Origin of the sequence: Bradyrhizobium sp. BRP23 (assembly GCF_020194135.1) — a bacterium.
GTDB lineage: Bacteria > Pseudomonadota > Alphaproteobacteria > Rhizobiales > Xanthobacteraceae > Bradyrhizobium > Bradyrhizobium yuanmingense.
Map to the genome: position 1 here is coordinate 292,911 of NZ_JADYVW010000004.1, position 24,713 is coordinate 317,623.

The 24,713-nt window shown below is 64.0% G+C and carries 28 protein-coding genes; 9 read left to right on the plus strand and 19 right to left on the minus strand.

Features of this window, described 5'->3' with window-relative positions:
* The first annotated feature begins 199 nt into the window (after positions 1–199).
* From I6F24_RS13005 to I6F24_RS13025, 5 genes are all read left to right on the plus strand, one after another.
* A complete protein-coding gene (locus tag I6F24_RS13005; protein WP_225149277.1) occupies positions 200–1,312 on the plus strand; it encodes an AI-2E family transporter in 1,113 nt (370 codons plus the stop codon).
* Between the two features lie 78 nt (positions 1,313–1,390).
* Positions 1,391–1,762, plus strand: coding sequence for a DUF883 family protein (locus I6F24_RS13010; protein ID WP_035998171.1), 372 nt, complete (start codon positions 1,391–1,393; stop codon positions 1,760–1,762).
* 88 nt (positions 1,763–1,850) lie between these two features.
* A complete protein-coding gene (locus I6F24_RS13015) occupies positions 1,851–2,306 on the plus strand; it encodes a hypothetical protein (RefSeq protein WP_057028148.1) in 456 nt (151 codons plus the stop codon).
* A 168-nt stretch (positions 2,307–2,474) separates the two neighbouring features.
* Positions 2,475–3,623 carry an OpgC domain-containing protein gene (locus tag I6F24_RS13020; protein WP_225149278.1) on the plus strand — a complete coding sequence of 383 codons (1,149 nt, stop codon included), beginning with the start codon at positions 2,475–2,477 and terminating at the stop codon, positions 3,621–3,623.
* 90 nt (positions 3,624–3,713) lie between these two features.
* Positions 3,714–4,322, plus strand: coding sequence for a TetR/AcrR family transcriptional regulator (locus I6F24_RS13025; RefSeq protein ID WP_225141308.1), 609 nt, complete (start codon positions 3,714–3,716; stop codon positions 4,320–4,322).
* Here the strand turns inward: I6F24_RS13025 and I6F24_RS13030 are convergent.
* From I6F24_RS13030 to urtA, 15 genes are all read right to left on the minus strand, one after another.
* Positions 4,319–5,977, minus strand: coding sequence for an HWE histidine kinase domain-containing protein (locus I6F24_RS13030; RefSeq protein ID WP_225126407.1), 1,659 nt, complete (start codon positions 5,975–5,977; stop codon positions 4,319–4,321). The two genes, I6F24_RS13025 and I6F24_RS13030, sit on opposite strands and share 4 nt — an antisense overlap.
* A 299-nt stretch (positions 5,978–6,276) precedes the next feature.
* Positions 6,277–6,900, minus strand: a complete 624-nt coding sequence (gene ureG / locus I6F24_RS13035) for an urease accessory protein UreG (protein WP_225149279.1) — start codon at positions 6,898–6,900, stop codon at positions 6,277–6,279.
* Between the two features lie 39 nt (positions 6,901–6,939).
* Entirely contained in the window at positions 6,940–7,668 is a 729-nt protein-coding gene (locus I6F24_RS13040) for an urease accessory protein UreF (RefSeq protein WP_063822457.1), read from the minus strand.
* Positions 7,649–8,260: an urease accessory protein UreE gene (ureE, locus tag I6F24_RS13045; protein WP_074447691.1), complete on the minus strand. Its 612-nt coding sequence runs from the start codon at positions 8,258–8,260 to the stop codon at positions 7,649–7,651. Before ureE ends, I6F24_RS13040 begins: the two co-directional genes overlap by 20 nt.
* A gap of 13 nt (positions 8,261–8,273) precedes the next feature.
* Positions 8,274–8,573 carry a putative quinol monooxygenase gene (locus I6F24_RS13050; protein ID WP_035998129.1) on the minus strand — a complete coding sequence of 100 codons (300 nt, stop codon included), beginning with the start codon at positions 8,571–8,573 and terminating at the stop codon, positions 8,274–8,276.
* 129 nt (positions 8,574–8,702) lie between these two features.
* Entirely contained in the window at positions 8,703–10,418 is a 1,716-nt protein-coding gene (gene ureC, locus I6F24_RS13055; protein ID WP_036021626.1) for an urease subunit alpha, read from the minus strand.
* A gap of 34 nt (positions 10,419–10,452) precedes the next feature.
* Positions 10,453–10,992, minus strand: a complete 540-nt coding sequence (locus I6F24_RS13060; RefSeq protein ID WP_036021623.1) for an HD domain-containing protein — start codon at positions 10,990–10,992, stop codon at positions 10,453–10,455.
* A gap of 57 nt (positions 10,993–11,049) precedes the next feature.
* Positions 11,050–11,355: an urease subunit beta gene (locus I6F24_RS13065; protein WP_026202067.1), complete on the minus strand. Its 306-nt coding sequence runs from the start codon at positions 11,353–11,355 to the stop codon at positions 11,050–11,052.
* 9 nt (positions 11,356–11,364) lie between these two features.
* On the minus strand, positions 11,365–11,667 hold the full coding sequence (locus tag I6F24_RS13070; RefSeq protein ID WP_007605424.1) for an urease subunit gamma: 303 nt from the start codon (positions 11,665–11,667) through the stop codon (positions 11,365–11,367).
* Positions 11,668–11,705: 38 nt separating this feature from the next.
* Positions 11,706–12,536 carry an urease accessory protein UreD gene (locus tag I6F24_RS13075; protein ID WP_036021622.1) on the minus strand — a complete coding sequence of 277 codons (831 nt, stop codon included), beginning with the start codon at positions 12,534–12,536 and terminating at the stop codon, positions 11,706–11,708.
* 38 nt (positions 12,537–12,574) lie between these two features.
* Entirely contained in the window at positions 12,575–13,270 is a 696-nt protein-coding gene (urtE, locus tag I6F24_RS13080) for an urea ABC transporter ATP-binding subunit UrtE (protein ID WP_035998115.1), read from the minus strand.
* 88 nt (positions 13,271–13,358) lie between these two features.
* Positions 13,359–14,120, minus strand: coding sequence for an urea ABC transporter ATP-binding protein UrtD (urtD, locus tag I6F24_RS13085; RefSeq protein ID WP_018646608.1), 762 nt, complete (start codon positions 14,118–14,120; stop codon positions 13,359–13,361).
* A gap of 6 nt (positions 14,121–14,126) precedes the next feature.
* Positions 14,127–15,296: an urea ABC transporter permease subunit UrtC gene (urtC, locus tag I6F24_RS13090; protein WP_036021615.1), complete on the minus strand. Its 1,170-nt coding sequence runs from the start codon at positions 15,294–15,296 to the stop codon at positions 14,127–14,129.
* Positions 15,293–16,900 carry an urea ABC transporter permease subunit UrtB gene (gene urtB / locus I6F24_RS13095; RefSeq protein ID WP_225149280.1) on the minus strand — a complete coding sequence of 536 codons (1,608 nt, stop codon included), beginning with the start codon at positions 16,898–16,900 and terminating at the stop codon, positions 15,293–15,295. The genes urtC and urtB overlap by 4 nt, the downstream gene beginning before the upstream one ends.
* A gap of 84 nt (positions 16,901–16,984) precedes the next feature.
* Positions 16,985–18,307, minus strand: coding sequence for an urea ABC transporter substrate-binding protein (urtA, locus tag I6F24_RS13100; protein ID WP_225149281.1), 1,323 nt, complete (start codon positions 18,305–18,307; stop codon positions 16,985–16,987).
* Positions 18,308–18,787: 480 nt separating this feature from the next.
* Between urtA and I6F24_RS13105 the strand changes: the two genes are divergently transcribed.
* From I6F24_RS13105 to I6F24_RS13115, 3 genes are all read left to right on the plus strand, one after another.
* On the plus strand, positions 18,788–20,371 hold the full coding sequence (locus I6F24_RS13105; RefSeq protein WP_225126419.1) for a DEAD/DEAH box helicase: 1,584 nt from the start codon (positions 18,788–18,790) through the stop codon (positions 20,369–20,371).
* 23 nt (positions 20,372–20,394) lie between these two features.
* The gene (infA, locus tag I6F24_RS13110; RefSeq protein WP_035998101.1) at positions 20,395–20,682 is read left to right on the plus strand and encodes a translation initiation factor IF-1; all 288 of its coding nucleotides are present in this window, start codon (positions 20,395–20,397) and stop codon (positions 20,680–20,682) included.
* Between the two features lie 259 nt (positions 20,683–20,941).
* Entirely contained in the window at positions 20,942–21,154 is a 213-nt protein-coding gene (locus I6F24_RS13115; protein WP_035998097.1) for a cold-shock protein, read from the plus strand.
* A gap of 93 nt (positions 21,155–21,247) precedes the next feature.
* Here I6F24_RS13115 and I6F24_RS13120 read toward each other — a convergent pair whose 3' ends face one another.
* The 4 genes from I6F24_RS13120 to I6F24_RS13135 form a co-directional block, all read right to left on the minus strand.
* Positions 21,248–21,862, minus strand: coding sequence for a TadE/TadG family type IV pilus assembly protein (locus I6F24_RS13120; RefSeq protein ID WP_036021636.1), 615 nt, complete (start codon positions 21,860–21,862; stop codon positions 21,248–21,250).
* A gap of 23 nt (positions 21,863–21,885) precedes the next feature.
* On the minus strand, positions 21,886–22,467 hold the full coding sequence (locus tag I6F24_RS13125; protein WP_036021610.1) for a TadE/TadG family type IV pilus assembly protein: 582 nt from the start codon (positions 22,465–22,467) through the stop codon (positions 21,886–21,888).
* Between the two features lie 205 nt (positions 22,468–22,672).
* Positions 22,673–23,176 carry a pilus assembly protein N-terminal domain-containing protein gene (locus I6F24_RS13130; RefSeq protein ID WP_035998084.1) on the minus strand — a complete coding sequence of 168 codons (504 nt, stop codon included), beginning with the start codon at positions 23,174–23,176 and terminating at the stop codon, positions 22,673–22,675.
* 251 nt (positions 23,177–23,427) lie between these two features.
* The gene (locus I6F24_RS13135; RefSeq protein WP_036036840.1) at positions 23,428–24,255 is read right to left on the minus strand and encodes a sterol desaturase family protein; all 828 of its coding nucleotides are present in this window, start codon (positions 24,253–24,255) and stop codon (positions 23,428–23,430) included.
* Positions 24,256–24,527: 272 nt separating this feature from the next.
* Between I6F24_RS13135 and I6F24_RS13140 the strand changes: the two genes are divergently transcribed.
* Positions 24,528–24,692, plus strand: a complete 165-nt coding sequence (locus I6F24_RS13140; protein WP_025033956.1) for a Flp family type IVb pilin — start codon at positions 24,528–24,530, stop codon at positions 24,690–24,692.
* The last annotated feature ends 21 nt before the right edge of the window (positions 24,693–24,713 follow it).

Sequence of the window (24,713 nt, forward strand, 5' to 3'; positions counted from 1 at the left end):
CGTTGGATGTGCATCAGGTGATGCGCTGCCTCAACAAACTCCGCCGCCTCGATCGAAGTTCCGGCGCAGCGTGCGGCAGCGACGTCACAGTCAAGCGAGCATCCGTTCACGAAGCCGCGATGGAACCAGCACGCCGCCCAAGCATTAGTCACGTCATCAATGGGCGCGCGGATCACGGATTCCGTGCGGGAGAGATATTGTGCGCGTCCTACCCAGTGAACGTTTGATTTCCGGCAACAGCGAAGGCGATCCGCTTCCCGAGAGCCATGTCGAGCTGCCGCCGGTGATCCGCCGCACTGAATTCGTCGCGTTCGCGCTGGCCGGGCTGTTGCTGATCGCCATCGTCGCCGTGCTCTATGTCGGCCGGGCGTTCTTCCTGCCGGTTGTGATGGCGTTCGTCATCGGGACCATGCTGTCTCCGGCGGCCACCTTCCTGGAGCGAAGCAAGGTCCCACGCAGCGTCGGCGCCGTGCTGATCGTGGTCGCAGTGAGCGCGGTGGTCACTTTCGCCGTCGCGTTGATCGCTTCGCCAGTCATGGCGTGGAGCACGCGCCTGCCAGAGCTCGGCGCGCAATTGAAGGACAAGCTGCACGTGTTCGACCGGCCGCTTGCGCTCTGGCGGGAGCTGCAAGCCATGCTCGGCGGCTCGGAGGGATTGCCGAGCCTGCACATGCCCAAGATCGAGTGGGTGCAGCCGACGCTGGAATTCCTGTCACCGACCTTTACCGAATTCCTGCTGTTCTTCGTCACCCTGATCCTGTTCATCGCAAGCTGGCGCGACCTGCGGCGGGCCATGATCATGACCTTCAGCAATCACGACGCGCGGCTGCGCACGCTCCGGATCCTCAACGAGATCGAGGTCCATCTCGGCAATTATCTGCTGACCGTCACCCTCATCAATGTCGGCGTCGGCGTCGCCACCGGCCTGATCTGTGCGCTGACCGGAATGCCCAATCCCGCCGGGCTCGGCGCACTGGCGGCCACGCTCAACTTCATCCCGATCATCGGGCCCGTGGCGATGTTCGTGGTGCTGGTCGTGGTCGGGCTGATCGCCTTCCCGACCCTCGGCGGCGGCCTGATGGCCGCGCTCGCCTTCGGTGGCCTCACCTTTCTCGAGGGTCACTTCATCACGCCGACGATCATCGGGCGGCGGCTCGCCCTGAACGCGCTCGCCGTGCTGCTCGCGCTCGCGTTCTGGACCTGGCTGTGGGGGCCGATGGGCGCGTTCCTGTCGTCGCCGCTCCTGATCGTCGCGCTGATCCTGAAGGACCACCTGCTGCCGGAGAATTCGCCGCAGCTGCCGCAAGCCTGACCGGTTTCAGCGAACGGAACTTACCCGGCGACGAAACGTTCTCCGCCCATCTCAGCCGTCAACAGTTCGGAGCTCCCGATGTCCACGCCCAATGCCGAAGCCGGGATGAGAGACTGGACCGACAAAGCCACCCGAGACCGCCTCGAAAAGGATGTAGCAGCCGTGAAAAGCGATATCGCCGCCCTCACCGACCAGATCACCGACGCGCTCAATACTTTCGCCAACTCCACCAGCAAGCAGGCTCGCCGCGGCTATCGCCAGGCGCGCGAGAACATGGACTCCGCGATGGACGACATGTCCGAGCGCGGCAGCGCGATGATGGAAGCTGCACATGACGCCTACGGCTCGATCGAGGAGACGCTGGAAGAGGCGATCACGCAGCGGCCGCTGGCGACCGTCGGGCTGGCGCTCGGCATCGGCTTCCTGATCGGCGTCGCCTGGCGTCGCTAAGGATGTCGACGCCCATTTGATACGGCGGCGGCACTCCGCCGCTGTCGGCTCGTGACCATTCGGCTGGCGGGGATTGAGGAGCAAGGCCATGTTTCAGCGCATCATCGACGGCATCAGCGCATCAACCGGCACGACGGTTCGGCTGACCTCCCTTGCCGCGGGCGCTGCCTTCGCGCTGCTCGTGACCACAGGCTTCCTCTGTGCCGCCGTCTTCATTTGGGTGCTGCAGAAATATGGCCCGGTGCAGGCTTGTCTTGCCGGCGCCGGCATCTTCTTCCTGTTGACCCTGGCCGCGGCAGGCTCCTATTGGAGCTACAAGCGCGAGGTGCAGAAACGCGCCCAGATCGCGGCCGAGCGCGCCGCGAAATCGGCCGCGCAGAGCATGCTTGCAGATCCGATGCTCCTCGCCACCGGGCTCCAGATCGTTCGTGCCATCGGCGTCAAGCGGCTGCTGCCGATCCTGGCGATCGGGGGCGTCGCCCTTGGCATCCTGGCGAGCCGCGCCGGCGTGTCCGACGAAGTGTCGGCCGAACCTGCCGAGTAGAGGTCCGGCGCTATAATTACTGCGCGCGCATATATCTGCATTTCATAGAGCAAACGGCACATTTGACGCCGTTTGGCGCGGTTCTTCCCTGCTCACGCAAACGCTACTCGGACGAGCAGGCGGTTGCCGTTAAAAGCATCATCCTGATTCCCAAAACTATTTTGCTCAATGAAACCGTCCGTCAAGGCGAACCTCGCCGCATTCCAGCATGACGCCAGGCTCTATCTGACGCTCGGCATCGCCAATTGGTCCATATTCGTCGACCATATTCCCAACAACGTCGTCAACCTGCTGACGCTGCGCAATTTCGGCTTCAGCGGCGCGGCGGACCTGTTCGTGTTCGTGGTGGGGTATGGGGTTGCCATCATCCATGGCAGGATGGCGCTGGAACGCGGCTACTTGGTCGCGGCGACGCGCATCTTTCGCCGGGTCTGGCGGCTCTATGCCGCCTATGTCGTACTGTTCGTGATCTATATCGATGCCATCGCCTATGTCGCCAGGCAATCGATGGCGCCGGAGATCATCCACCAATACAACATCTCCGGAATTCTCGAGCATCCACTGCGCATCCTGGTCCGCGGTCTCGTGCTCCAGGAAGAGCCGCTGAACCTCGACCTGCTGCAGCTGATGGTCCCGCTGATGGCGTTCTTTCCGTTCGCGTTGTGGGGCCTGCTGCGGGGCCCGAACCTGACGCTGGCGGCATCGGTCGCGCTGTATCTCGCCGCACGCTGGTTCGACTGGAATTTTCGGATCTATCCGGACGGGGAATGGACCTTCAATCCGCTGTGCTGGCAGATGTTGATGGTGCTGGGCGGCTGGTTCGCCGTGGCGGGCGCTCCGGGACGTGCGCTGCACGGCATGTCCTGGCTGCGGATCCTCGCCGGCGCCTACCTGGTCTTCGCGATGGCCGTCACCTTGATGCGCCATTCGCCGGCGCTGTCGGCTTACCTGCCCGATCTGCTCCTCAACAGCATCGCTCCGACCGACAAGGAAAACCTCGCTCCCTATCGGGTGGTCCACTTCCTCGCCCTCGCATTCATTGCCACCCATCTCATTCCGGCAGATCACCCCGGCCTGAGATGGAAACCGCTGCAAGCGGTGATCGCATGTGGTGAGGAATGGCTCGCGGTATTCTGCGTCGCCGTGTTCCTATCCTTCGCTGGCCACCTCATCCTGATCACCGGGCCGAACTTGGCGGTGATGCAGGTGGCGGTGAGCATCACCGGCTTCGCGGCGATGACCGGGCTCGCCTACTACATCGCCTGGTCGAAACGGCAGGATCTGCCGGCAGCCCTGCGGCAGCAGGCCCAGAGCTGATCGCTTCGCGACGAAATCGTGCGATTCTGCTAGGCCGAATGCCGCCCCTGGGCTATGCCGGGACCCTGCGTGAGGAGACCGGGCGTGGCGATGGCGAAAGACGGGCGTGAAGAGGCGGAGCGCGCGCCCCGGCGCGGCCGGCCAAGGTCGATTGAGACCACCAACGCCATCCTCGAAAGCGCCTATGCACTGATGGCGACCACCGGCCTTGCCGCCACCACCATCGATGCGATCGCACGCCACTCCAGCGTGTCCAAGATGACGATCTACAAATGGTGGCCGTCGCGGGAAGCGCTGCTGATCGACGCCTTCCTCCACCATGCCGCGCAAATGCTGCCGCTGCCGCCCGCGAGCGCCGGCACGCCCGCGGCGCGCGCGCGGCGCCACGCCGCCGCCTATGCCGAGGCGCTGCAGGGCGAGTTCGGCAAGGTCCAGCTCGCCGTCGTCTCCGAATGCATTTCCAAGACCGGGTCGGCCGAGCTGTTCTACGCCCGCTACCTGCAATTCCGCCGCGACGCGCTGGTGGACATGATCGCCGCCGGCCAGAAGGACGGCAGCATTCAGGCCGAGGGTCCTCCTGAGAATCTCTACGACGCGATCTATGGCAGCCTGTTCTACCGCTATATCTTCGGCATCGCACCGATCACACCCGGCTACGCGCGCAGCCTCGTCGATCTGGTGTTGCGGCCGAAGGGCTAACTTCGCACCGGCCTGACCGGCGCCGAGATTTTATCCGTGCGGTCGCGCTCGGTCATGTCGACCACCGTCTCCATCGGCGCGGTCAATTCATAGACGTAGGAGACGTCGGTGAAGAAGCGCTTGGCGGTCCCGCCCAGCGCCTCGGGCGCGACGCGGTCGAGCAGGATCAGGCCGAAATCGGAATCGGGCCGGCGCGTCGCCTCGCTGGTGTTGAACTCCTCCCAGCGGAAATGGAAGACCTCATCGCCCTCCTCGCCGGTAACCGTCCAGTTGGCGGTGATGTGCGGATGCTTGCCGACCAGCGACAGGCCCTCGTCGGAATGCGAGGCGAGCTCGAAGAACAGCAGCGACAGGCTCTGTGCGGCACGCGCGCTGACCGCGATGTCGGGGCCGGTGACGGCGATGCGATCGGCATGCGGAATCGCGCGCGCCTCGAACAGGCCCTTCAACTTGACACCCTGCCACTGGCTCTCGCTGAGCAGCGACACCACATTGGACATGGCGTGGATGCGCCCGATCAGGAGCTCGCGCGCAATATCGATATCCGAGCCGTGGCGCAAGGTGCGCGTCACGATCGACTGGATCACCGCCAGGATGTTCTTGACGCGGTGGTTGAGCTCGTCGATCACCGCGGTCAACCGCCGCTCGAATCCGATCCTGACCTGGATCTCCCGGCTGAGCCGCAGATTGTTGTAGGCGACGTAACCGAACAGGCCGCACACCATTGCGGTGATGGCAAAGCCGATCGCCGCCACGATGATGGCGGTCTGCTCGGCGCGGCGCACCGAATTGGTCTTCGCGTAATAGCCGAGCTGCCAATCGCGGCCACCGAAGCTCACCGTGCGCGTCGCCGACGGCGCCCCGTCCGCCGCCGCGATCCGCGTCGAGACCACGCCCTGATCATTGGCGATCAGCTCGCCGCCGTCCTTGCGCGGATCCCTGAGCGCCACCGCGAACAGCGACATGTCGTCATTGGCCAGCATCAGCGAGGCGAGCTCGTAGGAAAACGTGACGAAGCCGGCCGGCTCCGTCGCCCCCTCGGGAACGACTGGCGCGGCCACGATGATGCCGATCGGACCGTTTCCGCGGATCAACGGCACCGGGTCGGAGGCAACCGACCTCTTTTGGGCGCGCGCCCGCGTGAGCATCGCGCTGCGAACCGGATCCTGATCGTAGCTGCGGCCGGGCAAGGCCGTGGTCTCGTTGCTGCGCGGCTCGAGATCCAACAGCACGTCGATCGGCTGGGTGACATCGGCAGGATTGATCGGCTTGTCGTCAAACGAGCGGATCTGCGGATTCGGGAAGCCGGCGCTGGCGATGGCGGCTTGCGCGTCCGCAAGCTCGTTCGGCTTCAGCCGGGCGATCCAGCCGGCCACCACAAAGTCGGTCTTGAAGGCGTAGATCGCCGAGCGCAGCGGCTCCAGCATGTTCGGCTTGATCACCGACGGCGCGCGGAACAGGCCCGAGGCGACACGCGCGAGCAGCTCCCGCTCGGTCAGGCGGTCCTGAACCAGGCTCGCATGCACGTCGATCGCACGCGCCAGCGCGATCCGGTCCAGCGCCAGCTCCTGGTCGTGGACGCGATAAGCCGCAAGCCCGGAGAGCAAGGCCCCGAGCAGAGCGATGAAGCCGATGATGAAACCCAGCCTGACCACGCGATTACTCAGGCGAAAGCAGGAAGTCGGCAATGAACACGGAGCACATGAACGCCGCTCGAACGGCCAGAGGCCGAAGCAGGGTAAACCCCAGTGGCGGAGATAATGAAGGAGGAGGCATCAGTACGCAACTTGGGTCGCCTGAAAAGCTTAATCCGCCCGGCCGATGGTCTGGCCGGGATGATCTTCGCCCCGGGCGCCGGAGGTAGTTAATCGCCGTGTGCGAGATTTGTTCCGCGGTTGCGGCATGGCCCAGGCGTTAACGGCGAAAAACGCCTGCGCCAACTGGTCGCGTCCGGTCAGCCCGCCCGTTTCAGGCCGCCTTTGGCCTCGATGAAACCGACGATTCGGTCGAGCCCCTCGCTCTTCTTGAGGTTGGTCATGACGAAGGGCCGCTCGCCGCGCATGCGCCTGGCATCCGTCTCCATCTTCTCCAGGGAGGCGCCGACATGGGGCGCAAGGTCGGTCTTGTTGATGACCAGGAGGTCGGACCGGGTGATACCCGGGCCGCCCTTGGACGGGATCTTGTCGCCGGCGGCGACGTCGATGACATAGATGGTAAGGTCGGCCAGCTCCGGGGAAAAAGTGGCAGCGAGATTGTCGCCGCCGGATTCGATCAGCACGAGGTCAAGTCCGGGAAACTTGGCGCGCATGTCCGCGACCGCAGCGAGATTCATCGAGGCATCCTCGCGGATCGCCGTGTGCGGACAACCGCCGGTCTCGACGCCGGCGATGCGATCCGGCGTCAGCGATCCCGAACGCACCAGGAACTCCGCATCCCATCTGGTGTAGATGTCGTTGGTGATCGCCGCAATGTCATAGCGCTCGCGCATGGTCTTGCAGAGCAGGTCCATCAGCGCGGTCTTGCCGGATCCGACCGGACCGCCGACGCCGACACGCAAGGGACCGTGAGATTTCGCCATGTGACTTGTTCTCTCCTGATGACTTGACGGCCGCACCGCTCACGACCGAAACAAGCGGGTATATTGCGTCTCGTGCCGCAAGCTGGCGAGATCGGCGCGAAACGTCGCGCTGCCGAGATCGTCCAAGGTTGCATTCAGCGCGCGATTGGCGGTGGCGGCGACGGCGGCTTCCAGCTTCACCAGCACACGCTGGCTATCGGTCTGGCCGAGCGGAATGAGCCGGCTGGCGGCGGAAATCCAGTTCGAGACCAGCGCATGCAGGAAGGCGTGCAGCGTCGGCGCCAACGGCACGGCGTGCATCGCGGCAACCACACCGACCGCGACCGGATAGACTAGCGGCGCGCCGCATGCCGCGACCGTCGCGTCCAGTCCGTCGGCATCCCACGCGGCGCGCGAAATATCGATGAAGGCGCGGCCCTGTGAGGTCGTCTCCAGCTGCCGCTCGCGCGACGGCACGAAGGCGCTCGCGAGCTCGGCGATCTCGTTCAAAGCGGCCGTCTCGCCCGATTCCGTGGCGCGATAGGCGTGGACCAGAAACGTCGCGTCACAGAAGCCGGAGCCGTCGCCGAGCATCGCATCGAGCCAATCCGCCAGCGTGGTCGTGTCGGTGACGTCGCCCGCCTCGACCGCCCATTCGATGCCGCTGGAGTAGGAGAAGCCGCCGACGGGAAATGCCGGCGAAAGCCAGGTCATCAGCCGGTACAGCGCCGCCGCCTCGCCCTCGGCAAGATCACCGGCGCCGACCGGCTCATTTGTGGTCATGAGCATGCTTGTGGCCGTGGTGATGGTCGGGATGATCGCAATGCTCGTCGTGGTGATGGTGGTGCTCGTGGCTATGGTCGTGCGAGCCATGATCATGGAGGTGACCATGGTCATGGTGATGATGGCCGTGATCGTGATGCGCATGGTCGTGTCCATGCGCGTGGCCGGCATCGGCGTAGGCGCCGCCTTCGGGATCGAACGGCGCCTCGATCTCGATTACACGCGCGCCAAGGCCCTTCACCATCGCCTCGATGACGTGATCGCGGCGGATGCGCAGGGCCTTGGCCATGATCTGGGTCGGCAGATGACGGTTGCCGAGATGCCAGCCGACGCGGACGAGGTGGTGCGGATCGCGGCCGCGGATTTCGAGCAGCGGCTCGGGCGCCGCGACCACCTCGATCAGCCTTCCGTCCTCAAGCACCAGCGCATCGCCGCCGCGCAGCGCGACGGCATGCTCCAGGTCGAGCAGGAATTCGAGACCACGCGTTCCGGTCATCGCCATGCGGCGGCGGTGCCGATCGTCGAAATCGAGCACGACCGTGTCCACTGGTGCTTCCGTGAAGCGGTGCTGTCCCCTGACCTGCGTCGCCCGGATCATGCGTCTTACCTCTTTACCGTGTCTCGACCTTCTCGGGCGTGATGTATTCGATCTTCGGCGGCGCCGTGAAGCATTTCACAGCAACACGGCCGAACGTCTTCATGTGCTCGGCAGCGCGATGCGGCCCCAGCGCTTCCATATTCTCCCACTGCTCGACGAACACCATCTTGGCAGGGTCGGTGACGCTCTCATGCAGGTCATAGGCGATATTGCCGGGCTCTTTCCGCGTCTCCTTGATGCAGGCGGTGGCGGCTGCAATGAATTCGGCGCGCGTCTCGGGCTTGATGGTCAAGGTTGCAACGACGTAGATCACGAGAAATCCTCCCGGCTTTTCTTCTGAGGGTTACGATACCGGGCGGGACATTAGACCAGGCGGGACCGAACGCAAAACCGCAAAAAGCCGTCCCCGGACACCGCCGGGGACATGCGTCGAGGCGCTATTTCAGTACATGAAATATCGCTGCGCCATCGGCAGCACCTCCGCCGGAGCACAGGTCAGGAGCTCGCCATCGGCGCGCACTTCATAGGTCTCCGGATCGACCTCGATATCGGGCGTCGCGTCGTTGTGGATCATGCTCTTCTTGGAGATCTTGCCGCGGGTGTTCTGGACTGCATAGAGCTTCTTCTCGAGGCCGAGCTTGCGCGCGAGGCCACCGGTGATCGCGGCCTTGGAAGTGAACACCACCGAGGAGGCCGTACGTGCCTTGCCGAACGCGCCGAACATCGGCTGGTAGTGCACCGGCTGCGGCGTCGGGATCGAGGCGTTGGGATCGCCCATGGGCGCCGCGACGATGGTGCCGCCCTTGACGATGCAGTCCGGCTTGACGCCGAAGAAGGCCGGCGACCACAGCACGAGATCGGCCATCTTGCCCTTCTCGACCGAGCCGATCAGCTTCGACACGCCATGCGCGATGGCGGGATTGATGGTGTACTTGGCGATGTAGCGCTTGACGCGGAAATTGTCGTTGTCCTTGCCCTTGTCCTGCGGCAGCGACCCGCGCTGCTTTTTCATCTTGTCCGCGGTCTGCCAGGTCCGGATGATGACTTCGCCGAGGCGGCCCATGGCCTGCGAGTCCGAGGACATCATCGAGAGCGCGCCGAGGTCGTGGAGGATGTCCTCGGCCGCGATCGTCTCCTTGCGGATGCGGCTTTCGGCGAACGCCAGATCTTCGGCGATGGACGGATCCAGATGGTGGCACACCATCAGCATGTCCAGATGCTCGTCGATGGTGTTGCGGGTGAACGGCCGCGTCGGGTTGGTCGACGAGGGCAGCACGTTCTTCAGGCCGGCGACCTTGATGATGTCAGGAGCATGGCCGCCGCCGGCGCCTTCGGTGTGGAAGGCGTGGATGGTGCGTCCCTTGAAGGCCTTGATCGTGTCCTCGACGAAGCCGGATTCGTTCAGCGTGTCGGTGTGGATCATCACCTGGATGTCGTGATCGTCGGCGACCGACAGGCAATTGTCGATCGCGGCCGGCGTGGTGCCCCAATCCTCGTGCAGCTTCAGCGCACAGGCGCCGGCCCTGATCATCTCGACCAGCGCGGCGGGCCGCGAGGCGTTGCCCTTGCCGGAAATGCCGAGATTGACCGGAAAGGCGTCGAACGACTGGATCATCCGCCCCATATGCCAGGGCCCCGGCGTACAGGTGGTCGCGAAGGTGCCGTGCGACGGGCCGGTGCCGCCCCCCAGCATCGAGGTGACCCCTGACATCAGCGCGTGCTCGATCTGCTGCGGACAGATGAAATGGATGTGGCTGTCGAAGCCGCCGGCGGTGAGGATCTTGCCCTCACCCGCGATCACGTCGGTGCCGGGGCCGATGATGATGGTGACCCCGGGCTGGATGTCGGGATTGCCGGCCTTGCCGATGCCTGCGATCATGCCGTCCTTGATAGCGACGTCGGCCTTCACGATGCCCCAATGGTCCACGATCAGCGCATTGGTGATGACGGTATCGGCCGCGCCCTGCCTGTTGGTGACCTGCGACTGCCCCATGCCATCGCGGATCACCTTGCCGCCGCCGAACTTCACCTCCTCGCCATAGGTGGTGAAATCCTTCTCGACCTCGATGATGAGGTCGGTGTCGGCCAGCCGCACCTTGTCGCCGGTGGTCGGGCCGAACATGTCGGCATAGACGGAACGCTTCATCTTGACGGACATCACAAGCCCCGTTTGCGATTGAATGTCTGGTTGGTCACAGCAAGGCCTTTGCTGCTTTCACGGCGTCATCGAATTTTTCGTCGAGCCACGCATTGCCGCCGCGGCACCCCGCCACGACCTGCGTGGCCCAGGCGATATAGTCGGCGAGATCTTCGCGCTCCCCAGCACTCGGATCGGTTTGAATGCGCGCGCCCGTATTGCTGATCTTGTCGGCGATCTTGATCAGCTTGGCGCCCGGCGATTTGTGGGGCGCGTCCTCGATCTGCTTCTGCCGCCGCTTCGCTTTCGGCAAGCTCATGTCGTCGGTGCACTCGGCAACGAGGGACGCGACCCGATCGGAAAATCTCTGCGCGAGTTCCTCGCGCGTGGTGTCGGTGTCCTCGATGGTATCGTGCAGCCAGCCGGCCGCGACCAGCTCGGCATCGGCGCCGTTGGTCGCGGTCGCGAGCAGGTTCGCGACCTCGGCGAGATGATTGATATAGGGCTCGTTGCCGCGGCCCTTGCGCGCCATGCCGTTATGGCGCTGCGCGGCGAGCTCGGCAGCTTCCGAGACGAGGCGGATTGGCGAGAGCATGGAAATTACCTCCGTTTCCGCCTCAACCATGCCGCGGCGTGCTCGTTCCTGCGGAGGTCACAGCTTCCCCATCACATCGCCGCGGAAGCCGTAGATCGTCTTCTTCCCCGCCATGGCGACGAGTTGAACGTCGCGGGTCTGGCCGGGTTCGAAGCGGACGGCGGTGCCGGCGGCGATGTCGAGGCGCATGCCGCGCGCCTTCTTGCGGTCGAACTTCAGCGCGGGATTGGTCTCGAAGAAATGGTAGTGCGAGCCAACCTGGATCGGGCGGTCGCCGGTATTGGCGACCGTCAGCGTCACGGTCTTGCGGCCGGCGTTGAGCTCGATCTCGCCGTCCTGAATGAAGAGTTCGCCGGGGATCATGCTCTGCTCCTACCTGATCGGCTCGTGCACGGTGACGAGCTTGGTGCCATCAGGAAAAGTCGCCTCGACCTGGATGTCGTGGATCATCTCGGGAATGCCCGGCATCACCTGGTCGCGGGTCAGAACTTGCGCGCCTGACTGCATCAGCTCGGCGACGGTGCGGCCGTCACGCGCGCCTTCCAGAATGAAGTCGGAGATGATCGCGATCGCCTCGGGATGGTTGAGCTTGACGCCGCGGTCCAGCCGGCGGCGGGCCACGATCGCCGCCATCGAGATCAAAAGCTTGTCCTTTTCGCGGGGAGACAGATTCATGCGACATCTCTTCCGTTCAACACGTCAATTCAACCAGTCTAGTTCAGCCAGAGCCGCGGCAGGGCCGCACCGGTGCGCGCCAGCACCGTCATCATGTCGGCGCGCAAGCGCGCCGCATCTTGGGCACAGAACCGCGCCATTGCAAAGCCATTCCAGGCCGAGATTCCGGCTTCGCCGGAGAACGATTCCGACGCCTCGCGGATGCGCTCGACCAGGGCTTCGTCGCCGGGCACGATCAGGGCTGTGCCGATCGCCGCGCCACCTTTGGCGACCGCGGGCCGTGCAAGCTTGGCACCGATATCGCCGTCGAGCCGGACCGTCTCGGCGAACACCAGCCGCCCGCCGCGGCGTAGCCGCCAGCGGTCGACGAACTCGCCCTGCTCCATCCGCTCGCCCATGGCGGTGCGGCCGAACACCACGATCTCGCAGAGCAGGAGCGAGGCCGCCTCGTCGAGGTCGATGTCGAAGCGGCGCTGGACGCGGGCACGGTCGAACAGAATCGTCTCCTGGGGCAGCCAGGCAAGATGCGCGTCCGCGCCGACCTTCAGGGCGATGTTGAGCTGCGCTGCCGCTCCGGGCGTGCGATAGACCTTTTCGGCGGCCGCTGTGGTCAGCGTCAGCCGCGCTGCATCCGCCGCCGCTATCTCGATATCAAAGCGATCACCGCCGGCAACACCGCCGGCCGTGTTGACGAACACGCCGGACAGACCCTGATCTTCCGGCGAGGGAAAGCGGACGCGGAGCGAACCGGATTCATGCAAGGTGCCGCGCCGTGTCACCCCGTCGCGCGCATGCACGTCGAAGCGCACGGTGCCACGGGCACGGTTGGCCTCGAACAGCGTGGACGTGGCTGACAATTCGCTGCGCATCCGTCTCCCCCAACCGGTCGCGGCAGGTCTGTTCCGGCTTACAGCGCCATCTGGCGGCTGATCTCGCCCGGATCGAGATTGGAGCGGTCGCAGGTGAACTTCACCGCGCCGCGATCCATCACCGCGAAACTGTCGCCGAGTTCGCAGGCAAAGTCGAGATATTGTTCGACCAGCACAATGGCGATGTTGCCGAGGTTGCGCAGGTACGAGATGGCGCGGCCGATGTCCTTGATGATCGAGGGCTGGATGCCTTCGGTGGGCTCGTCGAGCAAAAGTAGTTTTGGCCGCATCACCAGCGCGCGGCCGATCGCGAGCTGCTGCTGCTGGCCGCCGGAGAGGTCGCCGCCGCGCCGGCCCAGCATGGATTGCAGCACCGGAAACAGCGAGAACACGTCGTCCGGAATGTGCTTGTCCTCGCGCTTGAGCGGACCGAAGCCGGTCTTGAGGTTCTCCTCGACTGTCAGCAACGGGAAGATCTCGCGGCCCTGCGGCACGAAGCCGATGCCCTTGCGCGCCCGCTCGTACGGCCTGAGGCCGGTGATATCGCTGCCGTCGAACACGATTGCGCCCGACGAGATCGGATATTGCCCGACCATCGCGCGCAGCAGCGAGGTCTTGCCGACGCCGTTGCGCCCGAGCACGCACGTGACCTTGCCGGGCTCGGCCGAGATCGAGACGCCGCGCAGCGCCTGGGCAGCACCGTAAAACAGGTTGATGTCTTTCACTTCAAGCATCGGAAACACCTTTGCGAGCGAATAGCGAATGGCGAGTAGCGAATAGGAGAAGCGGTCAGTCCATTCGCCATTCCCTATTCGCCATTCGCTACCTTCCCAAATACACTTCGATGACCCTCTCGTTGGACGAGACCTGGTCGATGGTCCCTTCCGCGAGCACCGTGCCTTCGTGCAGGCAGGTGACCTTGACGCCGAGCTCGCGCACGAAGGTCATGTCGTGCTCGACCACCATGACGGTGTGGGTCTTGTTGATTTCCTTCAGCAGCTCGGCGGTGAGATGCGTCTCGACGTCGGTCATTCCCGCGACGGGCTCGTCGACCAGCAGCAGCTTCGGGTCCTGCGCCAGCAGCATGCCGATCTCCAGCCATTGCTTCTGGCCATGGCTGAGGCTGCCGGCGAGGCGATTACGGGCCTCGGTGAGGCGGATCGTCTCCAGCACCTTGTCGATGCGCTCGGACTCCGCCTTGCTGCCGCGCCAGAACAGCGTGCCGCGGACCGAATGGTCGACATTGAGCGCCAGCAGGAGGTTGTCCTGCACGGTCTGGCTCTCGAATACGGTCGGCTTCTGGAATTTGCGGCCGATGCCGAGCTCGGCGATGCGGGTCTCGTCGAGGCGCGTCAGGTCGGTGACGCCGTCGAACAGCACGGTGCCTTCATCCGGCTTGGTCTTGCCGGTGATGATGTCCATCATCGTGGTCTTGCCGGCGCCGTTCGGGCCGATGATGGCGCGCATCTCGCCGGGCTCGAGCGTCAGCGATAGATTGTTGATGGCGTGGAAGCCGTCGAAGGAGACGTGCACGCCGTCCAGATAGAGCATCGCGGAGGTCGCGCGGGTGTCCATGACGTTCATGACCGCTTACTCCGCCATCTTGGGTTCGGTGACGCCGTCTTCGGCCGCGGCGCTCACGGAAGTCGCGGGGGTGCGTTTTTCCTTCGACTGATCCCACCAGGCGTTGAAGGTGCCGACGATGCCCTTGGGCAGCAGCAGCGTCACCAGGATGAACAACGCGCCCAGCATGAACAGCCAGTACGGCGCGAGCACGCCCGAGGTGAAGAACGTCTTGGCGTAGTTGACGACGACGGCGCCGAGCGCCGCGCCGACCAGCGTGCCGCGGCCGCCGACCGCGACCCAGATCACCGCCTCGATCGAATTGCCCGGCGCGAATTCGCTCGGGTTGATGATGCCGACCTGCGGCACGTAGAGCGCGCCGGCAACGCCGGCCATGCAGGCCGACACCGTGAACACGAACAGCTTGTAGGATTCGACGCGGTAGCCGAGGAAGCGCGTGCGCGATTCCGCGTCGCGCACGGCAATCAAGACCTTGCCGAGCTTGGAGGAGACGATGGCGCGGCAGATCAGGAAGCCGATGATCAGCGCCAGACAGCTCAGCGCGAACAACGCGGCGCGCGTCCCCTCCGCCTGGACGTTGAAGCCCAGGATGTCCTTGAAGTCGGTCAGGCCGTTATTGCCGCCGAAACCAAAGTCGTTGCGGAAGAAGGCGAGCAGCAGCGCGTAGGTCATCGCCTGCGTGATGATCGACAGATAAACGCCGGTGACACGTGAGCGGAAGGCGAGCCAGCCGAAGCAGAAGGCGAGCAGGCCCGGTACGACCAGCACCATCAGCGCCGCGAACCAGAACATGTCGAAGCCGTACCAGTACCAGGGCAGCTTCTCCCAGTTCAGGAACACCATGAAGTCGGGCAGGATCGGATTGCCGTAGACGCCGCGGGTGCCGATCTGCCGCATCAGGTACATGCCCATGGCGTAGCCGCCGAGCGCGAAGAAGGCGCCGTGACCGAGCGAGAGGATGCCGCAATAGCCCCAGATCAGGTCGATCGACAGCGCCAGGATGGCGTAGCAGACATACTTGCCCCAGAGCGCGACGAGATAGGTCGGCACCTGCAGGAACGAGCCCGCGGGAAGCAGCAGGTTGGAGAGCGGAATGAGGATGCCGCAGGCCGCGACGACGGCAAGGAAGATCGTCGCGCTGCGGTCCAGCGATCGCGTCAGCATGTGAGGGGTCATGCTTCCACCGCACGGCCCTTGAGCGCGAACAGGCCGCGCGGCCGCTTTTGAATGAACAGGATGATGAGAACCAGGATCGCGATCTTGCCGAGCACGGCGCCGGCGACCGGCTCCAGGAACTTGTTGGCGATGCCGAGCGTGAAGGCGCCGACGAGCGTGCCCCAGAGATTGCCGACCCCGCCGAACACCACGACCATGAAACTGTCGATGATGTAACTCTGGCCGAGATTGGGGCTGACATTGTCGATCTGCGACAGCGCCACGCCAGCGATGCCGGCAATGCCCGAACCGAGGCCGAAGGTCAGCGCGTCGACGCGCGAGGTGGCGATGCCCATGGAAGCCGCCATGCGGCGGTTCTGCGTCACGGCGCGCATTTCGAGGCCCAGCGCGGTGTAGCGCAGCATCGCGAGCAGGATCGCGAACACGGCGAGCGTGAAGAGAAGGATCCAGAGCCGGTTATAGGTGATGGTGATCTGGCCGAGCTCGAACGCGCCGCTCATCCAGGAGGGGTTGCCGACCTCGCGATTGGTCGGGCCGAACATGGTGCGTACCGCCTGCTGCAGCACCAGCGATAGGCCCCAGGTCGCGAGCAGCGTCTCCAGCGGGCGGCCATAGAGGAAGCGGATGATGCTGCGCTCGATCAAGACGCCGATCGCGCCGGCGACGAGAAAGGCGAGCGGCACGGCGATCAAGAGCGAATAGTCGAACAGGCCGGGATAGCGGGTGCGGATCACCTCCTGCACCACGAAGGTGGTGTAGGCCCCGATCATCACCATCTCGCCATGCGCCATGTTGATGACGCCCATCACGCCGAAGGTGATGGCGAGCCCGATCGCGGCGAGCAGCAGCACCGAGCCGAGCGAGAGGCCGTACCAGGCATTCTGCACCATCGACCAGACCGCGAGCGAATTCTGGATCGAGCCGATCGCGCTCGCGGCGGCCTTGGTGACCGAGGCCGGCTGGTCGCCCATTCCGGTGAGCAGCGCCAGCGCATCCTGGTCGCCCCGCGCCTTGAGGGTTGCGACCGCTTCGAGCTTCTCGACCTCGGTGGCGTCGGACTTGAACAGCAGGATCGCGGCTCGGGCCTCAGTGAGCGCCGCCTTGACGGATTTGTTGGCTTCCTTGGCAAGCGCGGCATCGACCGCCTCGAGCGCGGTCTCCTCGTGCGACTTGAAGACGGACTGCGCGGCTTGCAGGCGCGTTCCCAGATCCGGAGACTGCAGCGTCAGGCTCCCGAGTGCGGCGTCGACGCTGCGGCGCAGGCGGTTGTTGAGGCGAACCGCGCTCGCACTGTCGGGAACGCTGGCAACGGCCTCGCCGGTCGCAGCGTCGATCGACTTGCCGTCCGCATCGGTGACGTAGACCTTCTTACTGTCGGGATCGGCCATGAGGCGACCGTCCTGAAGCGCATTGATGATCGGAAAAGCCAGCTTGCTGCCGCTGCCCGCGATCACACCGATCGCCTCTTCCGTGTTGGAAAAATCATCGTTGGCGAATTTGGCGACCGCATCCTCGAACGGACCGGCGAAGGCCGGCAGCGCGAACGCAATCAGGAACAACGAGAGTGCAAGCGAACAGAGACGAGCGGACAAATGGGCTGGCACTGTGAATGACCCCGGCAGAAATGAGTGGAGAAGGCGGCGGGATCGCCGCCCTCTCCGGTCTTGCAATGGAGCGTCAGATCGGGATCAGGAGCCCGAGCCGAGGCACTTGTTGGACTTGGTGTTGAAGTTACCGCACTTCTTGCCGACCCAGTCGCCGATCAGGTCCTTGGAGCCGTCGAGCTCCTTCGACCAGGCGTCGCCGGGGACGAGGGTCGGGGTCTTCCAGACCACGTCGAACTGGCCGTTGCCCTTGATCTCGCCGATGAACACCGGCTTGGTGATATGGTGGTTCGGGAGCATCTTGGAGGTGCCGCCGGTCAGGTTCTTGGCTTCGATGCCCGGGAGAGCGTCGATGACCTTGTCGGGATCGGTCGACTTCACCTTCTCGACCGCCTTGACCCACATGTCGAAGCCGATCACGTGCGCTTCCATCGGATCGTTGGTCACGCGCTTCGGATTCTTGGTGTAGGCCTGCCACGCCTTGATGAACTTCTCGTTCTCCGGCGACTTGATCGACTGGAAGTAGTTCCAGGCGGCGAGGTGGCCGACCAGCGGCTTGGTGTCGATGCCGGCGAGCTCTTCCTCACCCACCGAGAACGCCACCACCGGGATGTCCTTGGCCTTGATGCCCTGGTTGCCGAGCTCCTTGTAGAAGGGAACGTTGGCGTCGCCGTTGATGGTCGAGACCACCGCGGTCTTCTTGCCGGCCGAGCCGAACTTCTTGATGTCGGCCACGATCGTCTGCCAGTCGGAATGACCGAACGGCGTGTAGTTGATCATGATGTCTTCCTGGGCGACGCCCTTGGACTTCAGATAGGCCTCCAGGATCTTGTTGGTGGTGCGCGGATAGACGTAGTCGGTGCCCGCGAGCACCCAGCGCTTCACCTTCTCGTCCTTCATGAGGTAGTCGACGGCAGGGATCGCCTGCTGGTTCGGCGCAGCCCCCGTGTAGAACACGTTACGCTCGCTCTCCTCACCCTCGTATTGCACGGGGTAGAACAGGATGCTGTTGAGCTCCTTGAACACCGGGAGCACCGACTTACGCGACACCGAGGTCCAGCAGCCGAACACGACCGAGACCTTGTTCTTGGTGATCAGCTCGCGCGCCTTTTCGGCGAACAGCGGCCAGTTCGATGCGGGATCGACGACGACGGCTTCCAGCTTCTTGCCGAGCACGCCGCCCTTCTTGTTCTGCTCGTCGATCAGGAAGAGGATGGTGTCCTTCAGCGTGGTTTCGCTGATTGCCATGGTGCCGGACAGGGAGTGGAGTACACCCACCTTGATGGTGTCGTCGGCGGCCTTTGCGCCAGTCAATGAAGCCAGACCGAGCATCAGTCCGGCGGTCGCAGCGAGCACGCCGCGGCGGCTAAATGACGCCGCTATATCGTGAGTGGATTTGTTAAACATGAGTGCCTCATCTCCCTGACGCAGACGTGAAAAACGCTGCGAAACGGCCCCACGGCCGCCTGCGGTTAACGGAATCGCAAGAACCATGCCATGGGCTGGGCACCCATCAACTTATTGAATTTGCAAAACTAATTGGCAGAAATCGAAGTTTCTCCGCAGTCTTGCAGCCTAAATCATAGGCAACATAAATGTATGCGAAAGCGGCAGTCAGACTACTTTCTAAGCAAATCGCCAATTCTGGCTAAATTTCTGGCAGCAGTATTTTTGCACCGCACCCGCTGTTTTGGAGGCAAGTGCCTTGAAAGCGCCCCCTCGATGTTCCATATGAGCGTCCGAGACCTCTTGCGAATCAAGGGGTCGTAGCGAGCCGCGTGTTCTTAAGCCCTCTACGGGCCTCTGGCTTGCCCCATATCATCCAAGCCATCCGACACCCCAAACACGCAGGTGTCTTCTCGACACCCTTTTGCGCGCGCCGCGCTGATGCGCCGGGCGTTCGCTTTTGACATGGAAAGAACCCCTCTTTTGACTTCGTTTCAGGACTTCGGCCTCGCCGAACCCATCGCGCGCGCTCTTCGTGAAGAGAATTACGTCACCCCCACTCCGATCCAGGCCCAAACCATCCCGCTGGCATTGACCGGCCGCGACGTCGTCGGCATCGCCCAGACCGGTACCGGCAAGACCGCGTCCTTCGCGCTGCCGATCCTGCATCGTCTGCTCGAGAACCGCATCAAGCCGCAGCCCAAGACCGCCCGCGTGCTGGTGCTGTCGCCGACCCGCGAGCTGTCCGGGCAGATCCTCGACAGCTTCAACGCCTACGGCCGCCACATCCGCCTGTCCTCGACGCTCGCGATCGGCGGCGTGCCGATGGGCCGCCAGGTCCGTGCGCTGATGCAGGGCGTCGACGTGCTGGTCGCCACCCCCGGCCGCCTGCTCGACCTCGTGCAGAGCAACGGCTTGAAGCTTTCAAGCGTCGAGTTCCTCGTGCTCGACGAAGCCGACCGCATGCTCGACATGGGCTTCATCAACGACATTCGCAAAATCGTCGCCAAGCTGCCGATCAAGCGGCAGACGCTGTTCTTCTCGGCCACCATGCCGAAGGACATCGCCGAGCTCGCCGATTCCATGTTGCGCGACCCCGCCCGTGTCGCGGTGACCCCGGTGTCCTCGACCGCCGAGCGGATCAACCAGCGCATCCTGCAGGTCGACTTCGCGGCCAAGCCGGCCTTCCTGACCAAGCTGCTGCAGGACGAGGCGATCAACCGCGCGCTGGTCTTCACCCGCACCAAGCACGGCGCCGACAAGGTGGTGAAGACGCTGGCCAAGGCCGGGATCGCCGCCAACGCCATCCACGGCAACAAGTCGCAGAACCATCGCGAGCGCACGCTGGCCCAGTTCCGCTCGGGAGAGATCCGCACCCTGGTCGCCACCGACATCGCCGCCCGCGGCATCGACGTCGACGGCATCAGTCACGTCATCAACTTCGACCTGCCGAACGTGCCGGAGACCTACGTCCACCGCATCGGCCGCACCGCGCGCGCCGGAGCCGACGGCACCGCAATCTCGCTGGTCGCGGGCGGCGAGGAGCTCGGCTATCTGCGCGACATCGAGCGGCTGATTCGCGTCGCCCTGCCGCGGGAGGACCACCGCACCGACGCCGGCCGCCGCGATGCCGGTCCCGCCCCGTCGCAGCAACGACAGGGCCGGCCGGGCGGTCGTCCGGGCCAGCGCCCGCAAGGCGCACGCCACGGTGACGGACGTCGCGCCGACGAACGGCATGCCGACGGGCGCCACCATAGTGCCGGCAAGCAAGGCGACGGCAGGCACGGTGAGGGACGCCACGCCGAGGCAAGGCATGCGGACGGACGGCCCGGCAGTGGCCCGAATGCCCCCAAGGGTTCTCGCCGCCGCCGCTCCGGTGGTAAGATGCATTCATCGCCTGTCGACCGTCCGGAACAGCGTTCCGCGCATAGCGCCGGGACCCCTGATGGGATACAAGGCGTTGCCTTTTTGCGCCGCCAGAGTCGGCCAAACAGCCAACCGAACCGCAAACCCTATTCGCACTAGCCGTCCACGACCTGGAGATATCAATGGCTAAGGAAGAGCTGATCCAGTTCGAAGGACTGGTCACCGAAATCCTCCCCGATGCCCGCTACCGCGTGCAGCTCGACGCCGGACACGAGATCGTTGCCTATACCGCCGGCAAGATGAAGAAGAACCGCATCAAGACGCTCGCGGGCGACCGCGTGACGGTGGAGATGTCGCCCTATGACCTCGAGAAGGGCCGGCTGATTTTCCGCCACAAGGACGAACGTCCCAGCACGCCGGGCGGACCGCCCCGTCCCGGACAGCGCGGCGGCCAATTCCGCCGCCGCTAGTCGGCTGCGGCGCGGGTTCGAATTCCGATCTGTTAGGTGATCCGCCGTTGACATCACGGCGGATCAAAAAATCGTGCGCGTCCGGATTGTTTCGAACCGCTGCTTCCGATAAAATGAATTAATCGATTTTCGGCCGGACGACATTGGCATCCACCGGTACAGCCGGTTCAGACACGCTGACGACCCTTCCAGAAATTCGATCTAACCCTGCCCGCGCGAGCGGGCTCCGACATAGTGTTATCTGAGAGGGACTACCCCCGTGAGCATGGGAACCGTGAAGTGGTTTAACGCAACCAAGGGCTATGGCTTCATTCAGCCCGACGATGGCGGCCAGGACGTGTTCGTTCACATCAGCGCCGTGGAGCGCGCCGGCCTCGGCTCGCTCCGCGAGGGCCAGAAGATCTCCTACGAGATCGTGGCCGACCGCCGTTCCGGCAAGTCGGCGGCGGACAACCTGCGCGCTGCGGGCTGAGCCCGCCGGGCGCCGGCCCGATCAGCGAGCCAAAGCACAAAGGCCGTGCGCAACGCACGGCCTTTTTTTCATGTCACGGGCGGCTGACAGATCTCAACACGTCGACGGCACGTTGTTGTAGGGCACGCAGGTGACCTGACGCGGCCGCGTGTAGGAGAGATCGCTCAGGGTTACGCTCGACTTCAACACGTAGCCGATGGTGGGCGTGTAAGTGTAGTTGGCTTCGCTCAGGATGAGATAGCTCGACGGAATCAAGAGTGCCGGGGGAATCATCGTGGTGACCGTGTCGCCGGCGTTCCGAGCCGAGGTCGCAAGCGTGGCTTGCGTCGCGCCGCTCGCAATCGTGCCGGCCCTGCTCCACTGGACCTTGGCGATGCTGTTGGCGTCGATGTAGATCTGGGAGATCGTGCCCTTCACGAGCGCAGCGTCGTAAGGCATGACGACGGAGATGCTTGCCGTGAACGTATCCTTCATGCTGGCATCGTTGAGCGTGGTCGACTGCGAGGTCAAATCGGACAATGTCCGCGCGATCAACGTGATTTTGCGGTCGATCGCCACGGCGGACGAAAATTCGACAGTGCCGAAGAACATCACCAGCATCAGCGGTACGATGATCGCGAATTCGGTCGCCGCCAGCGCGCGCTTGTCGGCGACGAAGCCGCGCACGGAGCCGCGTGCATTCCTCCAGATGTTCGCAATCGCCCGCATCGGTCCGCCCAGATCCATCTGCCTCAGAAGGGTTCGTTCTTGAACGCCACCGTCGCCACCATCAGCCGCTTGTTGCTGCATCCCGCGTTGTAGCCGAGGCCGGTGACGATGAGCGGCCATTGATAGAACAGGCGCACCACGACGACCTGACCGGAGCTTCCGGCACTGTACTGCATCCCGGAGGGATTGAAGGTGCAGGAATTGCCGAAATTGGTGAGGCTGAGCGTCCCGAACGAGCTGGTGCTGACGACGTCGACGTACAGCTTGCTGCAATCGAACAGCGCCGGAATCTTGCTGCAGACGAAGGTCTTGAACGTCGTCTGATCGCATGCAGCGACTGTGTTGGGCGCGGACTGGCAGGCCGCCACCGAGCCGCCCTGCGCCTGAGCCTGGCCGGTTAGAATCGCGCGCGCGGAGTCCTGCGCGATGGTCTCGAGCACCTGGCTGGAGAAGAACATGAGCGCCGTCTCGAGGATCGCGAACAGCAGCGCGAAGAACATCGGTGCGACCAGCGCAAATTCGACGGCTGCGGAGCCGCGGCGGTTGCCGCGAAACCGGAGCAGCGCTTTCCGGAGCGTGAACCTCGTAGGTGCAGGCGATGGCATCTCGTCAAATTCCCCAGCGGCCGGCGATCATCTGCCCGTTCAATAGCGGAAACTGATTGTCTAAGTGTTTCAGACGATCCGCTTCCGGCGGACCGCGCCGTTAACACCGCGTTAACCAGCGCCCGCAAGCGGGAGGAAGCACGGCATGCAACGAGGTGCCGCCCTCGAATCGAGCGGCTTGGCGGGATCGAGGCCCGCCCGTGGGCTAGTTTGGCTTGGCAGCCGCGCCGGCACCCGCACCTCCGCTGGCGCTGCTGCTCAGCGTACCGGCCTGGCTCATCGCGTTGTTGAAATAGGTGTCGCTGTCGCCGAGCGTCACGCGGCGCTGGCAAAGCGGCACGCAACTGTAGGACTCCCGCTCGACCCCGCGATAGACGGTGACGAGCCGGTCGCTCGGACCTTCGACCTGGATCTGGCGGTCCACCAGAATCTCGCCGCCGCGGTCGAGCGCGATGAAGTTGGTGGCCCCGTAGCCCTTTCCGGTCACGACGATCATGCCGCCGGGCTGGAGCGTGACGTCGGCGATCAGGGGATTGCCGACCACGATGGTCGCCACCTTGCCGGGCAGCCGCACCAGCTTGGCCTGGTCGACATTGACGGCGATGGTATCGGCGACGGGCTCGGCAAGGCTGGCGGCCGGCGAGGCCAGCACCGCAGCGGCAACCAGAACACAGACGCGCACATGACGGCGCAGCATTTCTTTACGCATACTCTTACCCCCGGGACGTCACAAACCGGCAGAAGCGACGAATACAGCGGAGCCGGTGCCCGACCCGGCTAACCTGCCTTTAATTCGTGAACGTTCCGCAAACTCGCCGCGTATTGTTTGAACGGACGGACATTTGCGGGGCCCGCCCCCCTAAAGCGCGATGAGTTTTGGATGAATCGTCATCGCGCTTTAGGTTGTTGTTTACGCATGATCTTTCCGGAAAACTGCTTCGCACTTTTTCGGATTATGCTTTAGTGCCGGAACGGATAGGCGAGCTGGCCCCCGATCTCCTTGGGCATGGCCGCTTCGTCCTTGCCGTAATCCTGTGGCAGCCTGCCCTCCGGCATGCGGAAGGTGCCGAACAGCACGTCCCAGATCGGGAACGTTCCGGCGAAATTGGTGTCGCCGCCCTCTTCGAGCGAGGTGTGGTGCCAGCGATGGAAGACCGGCGTCGCCAGCACGTATTTGAACGGTCCGAAAGTCCAGTTCAGGTTGGCGTGCACAAAGGCCGAGTGGAAGGTGGTGAACGGGCCGACCCAGACCATGACGTTCGGGGAGATGCCTGCCATCAGCAGCACGACGTCGACGCTGATCGTCCCGAGCAAGAGATTGACCGGATGGAAGCGCGCCGCGGAGATCCAGCCGATCTCCTCCGACGAATGATGGATGGCGTGATATTTCCAGAAGCCGCCGTCGTGGAAAAGCCGATGCAGCCAATACAGCATGAAATCGGACAGCACCAGGAACAGCACGGCCTGCAGCCACAGCGGCAGCTGCGCCAGCGGACCGTGGCCATTGTCGTAAAAGGCGATGAGCTCGTCGGCGTCGTGGATGTTGAAGACGACGCTGGCACCGACAACCAGCAGCCCGATCCGCATGGTGCGGGCGAACACCGGAACGAAGAACCAGTAGCAGATGTCGGTGACGATCTCCCGCTTGCGCCACCACGGCGCGCCGGGATTGCAGGCCCAGAAATGCTCCAGCACGGTGAAGACCGCCGCGAGCACCAAGGTGACCGGGATCACCTTGACGATGGTCTCGCCGAGCATCAAGGCGACTTGCATGGGCAGGCTCGACATCGTCGCCTCTCTCCGCGAATTCCGCTGTAGCTCAAGGCCTACTCCGCGAAATTTAAGGGAGGGTGAAGCACGCGCCGCGTTGGCGGCGCATCCGGAACCGCAACGAATTTGCAGGTGCCGTCTTAAGGCGAAATTCACTCTGGGCAAAAGCATCGCGCCGGACGTGGGATTACCCGGTCGAATTAACTCTCCCGAAAGAGCTCGGCTCTCATGGTCGTCGCGTCAACGACAGCGCCGAACGAGGCGGTCCCCACCCAGACGGAGTTTTGTTCATGAAGAACTTGATTGCGCGTTTCGCGAAGGATGAATCCGGCGCCACCGCCATCGAATACGGCCTGATCGCCGCCGGCATCGCGCTGGCCATCATCACCGTCGTCAACAATCTCGGCACCACGCTGAACGCCAAGTTCAGCTCGATCAGCACCTCGCTGAAGTAAGCGGGTCCACGAACGACGGCA